The sequence below is a fragment of the Paenibacillus canaveralius genome, from assembly GCF_047238265.1.
Taxonomy (GTDB): domain Bacteria; phylum Bacillota; class Bacilli; order Paenibacillales; family NBRC-103111; genus Paenibacillus_F.
This window is the reverse complement of sequence record NZ_JBDFMM010000003.1, coordinates 96,389-106,633: the sequence shown is the minus strand read 5'-3', so window position 1 is coordinate 106,633 and position 10,245 is coordinate 96,389. Positions and strand designations below refer to the sequence as shown.

General features: G+C 45.0%; 2 protein-coding genes. Both read right to left on the bottom strand.

What is annotated here, in order from left to right:
- Positions 1–107 precede the first annotated feature (107 nt).
- Positions 108–6,821: a fibronectin type III domain-containing protein gene (locus ABC395_RS27405; RefSeq protein ID WP_413007016.1), complete on the bottom strand. Its 6,714-nt coding sequence runs from the start codon at positions 6,819–6,821 to the stop codon at positions 108–110.
- Positions 6,822–6,843: 22 nt separating this feature from the next.
- Positions 6,844–10,242 carry a DUF5704 domain-containing protein gene (locus ABC395_RS27400; protein ID WP_413007015.1) on the bottom strand — a complete coding sequence of 1,133 codons (3,399 nt, stop codon included), beginning with the start codon at positions 10,240–10,242 and terminating at the stop codon, positions 6,844–6,846.
- Positions 10,243–10,245 lie beyond the last annotated feature (3 nt).

The window sequence follows — 10,245 nt, the reverse complement described above, 5'->3', positions numbered from 1 at the left end:
TTCAAATTCATCCTCCTTGGGGAGATAATTTACATTAAAACATTTCCCGTCTTGGGTTTTAAGGTATTCAAGCAACTCGTCCCATGTTTTAAACGTGGTATTCATACTCATTTTTGAGTTTCCTCCATTAATAACCTGAATAAAATGGCAGCTGCTTCCGCACGACTTAAATCTTGTTGAGGCTTAAATGTCCCATCCTCATAACCATGGACAATACCTCGATTACTGATCGCTTTTACATCCTCTAATGCCCAGGAAGATATTGTCGATTCGTCGCGATATACAACATGTGTTCCAGTGTTGCCGGTTTTCTTTTTAAGGATGTTGTGGATGATCTTTGCAGCCTGCTCGCGGTTAATGACATCTTGCGGTGCAAAGCGCTTAGGGCTGTGACCTTCCACGATTCCGTTCTCGAAAGCAGTTTCCAGTTCAGAAATGAACCAGTCTGTCGCATAAACGTCTGTAAATCCGTTCTTAACTTCACCGCCGACTACAACCGGAAGTTTCAGTCCCCTTACAATTAATGCGGTAAATTCAGCCCTGGTTATTTTCCGGTTTGGTTCAAAGGTTGTATCGGTCATGCCATTAATAACACCGTTTCGGACAAGCCAGTTTATCTGATCTTTATTGAACGTTTTCCCAATATCGGTAAAGGTAGATGGCCGTTCTCCCTTCGGATACACATTCGGTACTCCTGTCACGGTTGTCGTAACTGAAATGATCGTTCGTTCGCTTTCCACTCCATTTTTCACAAAAGCAAATTCAAAGTCATACTTTTTATTCGGTGATAAATTTCCTGCGGTAAAATAAGGCTGCTTACCCTGATAAGCGACGATCCCGCCTTGATAAACGATGTAAGAATCCGCGCCACCAAAATCCTCCCATTTGAAGTCGATGAATCGATCCCCGATGCGCTCAACCACATCATGTAAAACGATACTTGGAGCCGGATATGGAACTGGCACACTTTTTTCGTTTACGAGCTTATAGGACCCGCCAGGGAGCTCAACAAAGAGTTGATACTTAACAACTGTACCGTGCGCTATGGACTTGTCTGTGTAGTTGTTATTCGTGCCCGCATAAAGAGTTTCCCCAGACTTGACCAACTTGTAAGCTTGGTTAACATCCGTCCAGTTTAAATGTACTTGATTCGCACTCGCTTCGATATTTAAATCAACGCGGCCGGAGAACGTGTTTTCCGCACCCTCATGCGCTTGACCGGGTTCCTGGACTTCTTTCACCTCTTGGTGGAGACTGGCCGCCTGACTCTTCATTCCTACCTTATTTTCGGCATATAGCGTATACACATACTTTCCTGCAGGAACCCGAGCATCGGAAAACGCCGGCTGAGTACCATGGTAAATCTCAAGCCCATTTCGTAGTAAAACATAGATTGGATTCCCTACATGATTCCAGACAAGCTGCACGTCATGTCCTTTTTGTTCAGCTTTTAAACCTGTCGGTACATCCGGCAGTGTATCAACGATCGCCTCTGCTCTAAATTTATTATCGTTTTGATCATTGGCCACCAGGGAGTATTTATAGGTTTTTGATGGAACTACGTTGTCTACCAGTTCATCTTTACCATCAACCGAAATCGATGTATCCAAGAAACGGTTATTCAGTCCATTTGCAGCAAATACCATCTTAGCTTTGGTGAAACTGCCGCCTGCTATAGGTGTGATTTCTTCTTTCGTGATCAATCGGTTTCGATACTCTACCGGTACGTTCCATTTGAGTGTCACTCTGGTTGGTTCCATTTTACTTACGTACAGATCACCTGTGGCTGCGAAAGTTTTAAAAGTAAGTGTAGCTTGATTTCCCGGCCCTGCAGCATTCGTTCCACGAACACTGACACTGTACACGGTGTCTGGAGATAGGCCACCTACTTCAATGCGAGATAGACCATTTGGAACCGGCTGATATGCTTTACCATCTAAGGAATATTCATATCCTGCTGCACCTTGAATATCGTCAAATTCAATAATGGCTTCATTTGTGCCAATCGTATGCACGTAGATATTCTCGGGCATAGCTACTTTGGTAGTGAAGTTAATGGAGACCGGTTTACTTTTCCGTCCCTCCGAGTTTTCACCTACTACCTGCACCGTATAGGCTTGTCCACCTTGCAGGCCAGATAGATAAGCATTGTTCACCGGCCCTGAATAGATCTGTTCACCGTTTAATTTGACCACATATTTTTTAACAAGCAAATTCTCTTCCCATATAACGGATGCGGATTTTTCTTTGACGTCCTTCACCGTGACACCGATCGGCTTGAGTGGGTCATCGGTCAACGTTTTTCCAGCGATTGCTTTCGGCTGACTTTTCAGCCCCTCACTATTTTCCATCCATACATTGAAAGTATACTGTGTATCCGGAAGCAAATTATCTAGGGTAACGCTCTGCTCTTTACCGCGATAGACTTCTTTGCCCCCCATTTCAATTACTGTAACTTCGCCGTCGATACTATCCCAGGATATTTTGAGGGAATGATCTGTTTGATCCCCGATCGATAGGCCAAACTTACTTGTCGGCTTGGTGACAAAAGGAGGAATAGTAAACGACTTTCCTTCACCGCTGACATTAAATGATACGATCGTGAAATCCTCATATTTAGTCGCAGATTTCAATTGATCGATGACAATCGTTGCGGATTTCGTTTCGGCCACCAATTTATTTCCCTCATAAATGCGGTACCCGTTCGCCCCAGCAGCTTGATTCCATTTGATCACAGCTGAATGCTCTTCGATTGCTTGAACAGCTAATCCACTGAGGTCACCTGGCAATAATATAGCCTCAAGTTGTATGCCGGATAAACTTTTACCGCCTTCATTTTGACCAAAAATTCGATAGGTGTACTTACTTCCTGGAGAAAGTCCGGAATCCGTGTAACTCATCTCGGTAACCGGTATCGTCGTCAGAATGGAACCGTCCCTTTCTACGACATAATGTGTTCCAGCACCGGCAGAAGACACATTCTGAAAATTAATAATAACCTGGTTATTCGTAACCTTCTCAATAGCCACGCCAGCAGGTACTTTAGGTATAACAACGACCTTGACCGGCACCTCACTTGATTCAAGATCAGCTTTATTAACTGCCGTGAGCTCCAAGTTATACGTCTTTCCATTTTCAAGTCCTGAGATCGATGCACTGGTTGTCGAGCCTCGATAAATTTCTTTTCCGGAGTCGCGGAGGATATATCCTGCAGCTCCTGCAACAGCATCCCATTTAATCTGCACTGTTCCATCCGTCTGATTTAAGTAGCTCACATTCTGAGGCTTATCTGTCGGTGTGGTCCATTTGAACTGTCGTTCATTCCCCTCACCGCTTTGATTTACCGCCCGAACAAGAAAGGTATACTCAGTAGCAACTTGCAGATTGTCCACTTGAATCGAATTTGCTGTGACTCTCCCTATCAAGCCCTTACTTTTTTCCAGAACCACGTACTCTGTCGCATAGGGTACATCTTCCCATTTGAGAGTGGCCATAGTCGTGCTGTAATCCTGAATTTCGAGATTGTTTGGCGCATATGGCTTCGTTAAGAACGAGCTTTTAACCGGTTCGCTGAATCCGGATGTGTTCCCGGCTTCCACCGTAATCGGATAAATTTTGGAGCCATCCAACCCTACAAGATCCATGAAGGGTTGCCCTGTAAAGAAAGTTTTACCATCCAACGTAATTTTATATTGATTTGCGCCGGTTGCAGGTGACCACTCAATTCTTGCAGTGTTCTCCTCAATTTGGGAAGTGTTCAAGTTTGTGACGGCAGACGGAATCGTCATAAGCGTCAAATTTGACTCTTTCGATTGGCCGCTCTCATTGCCGGCAATCACGGTGAACGTGTATAGACTGCCGCTATTAAGCTGATCAAATTTAAACCCATACGTATCCGCTGTAACCGTTCCGGCATCTACACCATTTTTCATGAGAAGATACTGATTCGCGCCTTTAACTCCATCCCATGATACGCCGATTTCATGACTCCCCACACTCGTCACCCGTAGATTTCCTACAGCTTGTGGGAGCGTAACAGCACTCACCACTGGTGACTTTTCCCCTTCACCGTTACTATTTCGTGCTGAAACCTGATACTCGTATTTGGTGCCAGCCTCAAGCCCCATATCCATGTGCTGCAGCTGATCCCCCGAATAGGTTTCCAAAGTATCTCTGTAAAGATAATACGATTCGGAGGACAATACAGCTTGCCAAGATAGTCGTAGCGCATTCGTGAAGAACTCAATTGAACGAAGCTGACCTGGAATGTCCGGTAAGGTCAAATACCCTACGTTAGATTTTGCTCCTTCCCCGCTGGCATTAACCGCAGACACATAAACCGTATACAGGCTTCCTGCCGTTAGATTATGGATCGGCTGATAAACGTTACCAGTCACGGTTGTTGCATATATGGATTGTCCGCCCGTATTCTTGACTTCGATTTTGTACTGTAACGCGCTTGTTACCTTTTCAAACGATACCGTGGCGTTAGATGTACTGGTTCCTGCATTTTGTACTTTTATTGATCCAGGCGCTTCCGGATAAGTTAATACTTTTAACACTCCACTTGGAAGACTCTGGCCAACAGGATTGATCACTCTTACAGTAAAGCTGTATTCTGTTCCGCCCTTAAGACCAGTAATTTCTTTTGAATTCGAAGGATAATCAACGAACCAGCTGCGGCCGGTTGTTTCTTCTTCAATTTCATAGCGGTAACCAGTCGTGTTTGTTCCAGCTGCAGGCGGAGCCCAGGAAATGGTGATTGTTTTTTCCTGAATTATGTCGGCTTTGAGATTTGTCGGAATAGCCGGGATGTTTTGCACCACATATTTCTGAACAATTTCACTTTCATTGCCAGCAAGATCCTTCGCTTTTGCGTGTACGAACCATTCTCCGTCATCTGAAAGCTGCAGTTCTAATTTGGTTTGAGCCGCGTCATCCCAGGTTATGGGTGTATCCGGTGAACGAGTAACCTTATATTTCAAGGCATCCATTTGTAAACCGGATAACGCATCTTGATAAGTGATTTCTATCGTTTTATTACCTGCTCCCGGATTATCGGGGCTGAACGTGATAGCCGGCTTTGTGCGATCGATCCGGATTATTCGAGTAACTTCATCACTTTTGTTGCCAGCCTCATCGATTGCCCGCGCTGTTATCAGGGTCTCTCCCTCATCTGTGATCGATGCGGCATCGCCTTGTACATAGGCCCCATTATTAACTCTGTATTCGTAGGTTACCGTTGTTTCGTCATTACTTCCATTAATCGAAAAAGTGACTCCTCCGGTATCATTTGTCCAAGCATCATTGGATAAAGTGAGCAAAGGCACTGTAGGTTTGGTACGATCGATATTTACTAGAGCGCTTGTCTCATCACTGACATTCCCTGCTTTATCAATTGAACGAGCGTATACATTCGTTTTGCCTTCGCCAGATACTTCTATAGGTGAAGTATAGTCGATCCAGCTGCCAGCATCACCGATTTTAATTTGGCTTTTCTCAATCCCGCTTTCAGCATCGGAACCGCCGGTAAGAGTTACCCAAACATTGTTTTTTGTCACCTTGCTTTCGCTCAAACTAAGCGATGGAGCTGTTGGGTTAGTACGGTCAATCATAATTTTGGCTTCTACAGGCGGATCGCTTAAATTAGATGCTTTGTCTGAAGTAAATGCTTGAATTACTGTAACGCCGGGGGCAGTGACCCAAATTGGATCTCCCAAAAATTCTTTATGCCTACCACCAACACCGCCAAATTTATAACGAGGATTGCTTACCCCGTTTTGATCTGTGCCTGATTCGATCGTAAAACTCACATCTTGATTCGTCCAACCATAATGACTTAGCTTAATAGTCGGGTCGGTAGGCCGTGTTCGATCAATGCGTACCTCTTGTGAGGAAATTGGTCCTACATTACCCGCCCTATCTGTTGCTCTCGCTTCAATGAGGGTAATGCCTTCGGTGTCGATTACGAATTGACTGGAGTACAAGGTCCAGTCTTGTGTGGCCGCACCAGAGAGTTTGTACTCTTGTTTTCCAATGTCTGAGCCATTATCCGTTACCGGCGTATGCAATCTAACGTCCGCTGCTTGCGTCCAGTCCGGATATGCAGTGATAACCGGATATCCTGGGGCTGTCCGATCCAGACGAATTAAAGTTGAAGCAACATCACTATAATTGCCCGCCTTGTCTACCGTACGAGCATGTAAAAAGTATTGTCCCTCTTGAGCGAAACGAACCGGTGTGGTATAGGTTGACCACTGCATATAATCTGTTGAATATTCAACGTGGTCTGCGCCCGATCTGGAATCAGTCCCTATCTCTGCAGATACATCCACATAATCTGCATTCGACCATTCAGGATGCAAAGGAATCAAGTTAGGCGGGGTTGGCGGTGTATGATCCACCATAAGTTCGCCTGTATAAATGGTAGAGCTACTTTCCGTTCCTTCTGTGACTGTAAATACGAAACTAGAGTAAGTTCCCTCAGCTATTTCCTTAGAATCAAATAAAACGTTCCATGTGTTACCGTTAATATTTCCGGGATAGGACACGGATGTGAATGATTTACCGCCTATCTCGACTGTAACAGTGTAGGTGTTATTATTCGAAACAAACGCTTTTCCATAGAAGCTAACATAACGATCACGCATGGCGTTTGCATATCTTAATGGAACAGTATCTACCGTGATTGAGGGCACATGGTTACCCGTTGTTGAACTGTTCGCTTCGGTCTTTGTGATCAATCCATTTACATTCATCAGGCTAATCAGCATCATAAAAACGATACCGATTTTGAGTGCCTTAAAACCTATTTTTCTCATGCCAAACCACCTTGTTGTCAGATTAATGAGTCACGTTTGAACCAAGATCATCATTGCTCGATAAATCTCCGTGGTAGAAAACAACGTCACCATCTAGGAGCTGATAGTTGTTACCGTACTTGTCTGCTACTGCCTTTGGGTTGTTATAAAACCCTTCCATCAGCCATTGGTTAGCAAGAGGTACCGTATCTCCAGGGAGCCGGTAATAGCGAAGGAAAGGACGAGCTGTGTCCGCGTTTTTAATGCTCTCGATGTTGAAATTCACGATGATATATCCGTCCTTCATAAAGATCGGAGATTTATCATCTAGTCCTCCATTTTTTCGGCCGTACTCCTGGATGTTGGTCCCGGCTTTGACCACATAAGCAGCTGCAGGTATGCTGTACTCCCCGTACCAATGCTGTATGGCCGCGAGAGCGCGCTGGTCATTCACCGAGCTTGGAATTGTCTTCGGACCGACAAACGTCCGTGTTTGCCAGGGAAGGATCTCCCACGAGTATTTTCCCACGGTTGTTTTCTGATTGGCCCGTTTCAGAAAATCCGTAATGCCATAGTTGCTCGCTACCCAATTTGATGTATCGGTCAGCTCAGTACTTGGGACATTTCGCATTGGATCATTCAGAATGACATACCGACTAGCTACGTCATCTGCAGAACCAATTTTCACAAAATATTTCTTATTTGTGTAATCATGGTAGTACAAATCTACAGGGATCCGCCCCGTTCCGTCTTTCTTCACGAAATAAAAGGTTGGGGTAATTCGTATACCATCTTTCTGGCCGAACATATTTCCTTTGGATTTCAGATCGAACTTAAAATTGTAACCAGTTTTTACGGCCACGTTTTTGTATCCAGGATTCGGATGACTACCTGGACGGATCGGGAGTTTAAGTGGAATATCATTGTTCACTTGAGCCCCGCTCATATCTCGGTTACCCACGGTGTTTCCGTCTATATCTTTACTGCCGACCCAGTAGACATTTTTGGAATGAGCACTGGTATTCTTTCCGGCACGGAAGACCGATTGCCAGTCATAGTCGCCAATGTCCGTAATTCGGAAATCATAGAGCCGGCCAATGACTTCGACAGGTATCGTATTTGTGGCCACATGGTTGGGCCAGTTGAAATTGGCCCCCGTTTGCCAGCTGAATCCTGCAGGAGCGTTAATAGCGATGGATCGGAAGTATACGGTGTAATTTCCTTCGTCTACCCAGGTCGGCATAATAAAGGTGGTCTGCAGCTGGTTGACCGGAATATCGATCCAAGAGCCGGCTTCGATGTACTGTGACTTGCTCGCGTTCCAGACATCAAACTCAAATTGTACCTGCTTGTTGGCCGTGTATTTTGCATATTCCCCATAACCATTCGTCACTCCGTATCCACCAAAACCCGGAAAGGCGTTGTGCTGTCCAGTTGTGGGCATCGTAACAACGAAGGGCCTGTCCAAAATAAGTGCGGCGCGGTTAGGATTCGGTTCAACCTTTTGATTATGTTCCTGATCGTCGGAGACGGATGGATACATCACAACAGGTGTATGTACCGTGACTGGGTTAATGCCAGCAATATCGTAGAATTTGTCGGCTCCGCCCTTTATGTTACCTGGCGTAAGCTGATAAAAGATCCTACCAGTTGTAGGTTGATTCGCTCGATTGACTAATGCATTGCTCACGGTTAGAGCGTTTTTGTAAAGTACATTCGGATCGATTTCCGTCGGATCCGGAATCTTACCAGGCGCGGGCGCTTGATCCGGATGTTTCGCGGGATCCATAATCGTCTGGCCATTAAAAACAACCTTGTCATTATTGACCTGATTACGGCCAACCGCGCTTTCCGCTGCAGATTGAAACTCGGATGGAGTCCCACCTGGAGGCGGCCCGCCTGCAGTTCCCAAATCAACACCCTTGCAGCTTGCCGGCTGAACATGCTGGTTCACGTTATCTTTATTATCCGACTGCAGAGTTGGGGGCGTATAACCGTTAGGATCCAGCTGCACTGTCCCCCCATAACCACCGAGGGCATAGTTTGAGATCGTCGCCTTTTGCAGTTTGTAGACTTCCAGGTTATCGATCTGCCAGTAGCTGTATGGCCGTTTTATTGTCATAGTCTGCGTGACACGCTGCTGCATAGGGATAGGCGGCGCATCTTTTCCGGCTCCGGGAATCACCCAGACGTAATTCTTTGTTACCTCAACCTGATATGATACTTCTCCGGTCATATTGGCAAATTTGTGTTGAAACAAATAACTCAGGCCGAAAGCATTGGCAAAAAGATTTTCGGATGTCGGAATCCCTAACCCCACTTCAAAGAGCTCTCCTCCGCGCTTATCGGCTCTTAGCACAGCATGTGATTTAGGGTCCATAGCATCGGTAGTGTTAACTGTCCCCTTCGTCGGCGGCTGAATTGTCGGCACGCACTTTGGATCTCCCGGAGGCGTAACAGGAGGGCTTCCGCCGTCGTCAAAATACGCGACGAGTTCATATGGTGTGTATTTGTAGATTTTGGCTTTGTAGATTACTCGCCATTGATTGTAATATCTGATTACTCGCCCATTTGAATCTTCTATCGGCGGATTCTCGGGAGGAATCACAAACTGGGCTTTGTATGAAAAAGTAAATATACGTTGCTGCAAATCATAGTGCTTTCTATCATCTGGAGTTTCTAAGATGTCGCTCTTACGAAGGCTCCCGTCCTTGGCACTCTCTATGAAACTAACGTCAGCTCTTAGATCGTCAACTTTGTCAAGCTCAAAATCAAGGTTTTGGTTTTTAGTCAAATCTGAGAACTTCATGGTATTTATATCGATCGGGATGTTTCGTAAATCCCAAGCTATATGACCTTCATTTGAAGGACGTCCATTTTGAAGTTCACTCGTTGAAGGCGTTGTAGGCGGATTAGCTCCGTTGAATTGAAGCGAGCTTATCTTGGCATTCGATTGCGGAATATCATAAACCCCTTGGTTCCAGTGAAAGTATCTAGTTCCATCGTAATCGTACATCCAAAGTTGTTTCCTCTGCGGGGCTCGAAACCATTCGAAGTATCCAAGATAACTATCTTGTTTTGCTGTAACTTCATTTTCCTCTCCTTGAACTTTCAGTTCATAAGAACTGGTGGATGTTAATGGTAAATCTCTGAGTTCTTTTTTAGTGTATTTTTCTCTAAGCACGACTCGTGATAAAGTTTTCCCAGCAGGTACAGTAACATTTTGTGCTCCATAATCTAATTCTGAATTAGAGAAATAATAAGCCAGATCCTGAGATTGGTGACTCCCCTCGGTAGCGATAGCCTTCGATGCATCGTACCAAACGTCACCAATAACTTGAGAACTTGGTTGAGCTGCAGAAGATAAATAAGGCAAAAACATACTGCTCATAAGAGACAAGGTCATATATAAAACAATTATTTTTCGGCTTTTATTTCTCATGTT

Coding starts and splice junctions, on each gene's coding strand:
- ABC395_RS27405 (WP_413007016.1), bottom strand. CDS start 6,821: ATGAGAAAAATAGGTTTTAAGGCACTCAAAATCGGTATCGTTTTTATG.
- ABC395_RS27400 (WP_413007015.1), bottom strand. CDS start 10,242: ATGAGAAATAAAAGCCGAAAAATAATTGTTTTATATATGACCTTGTCT.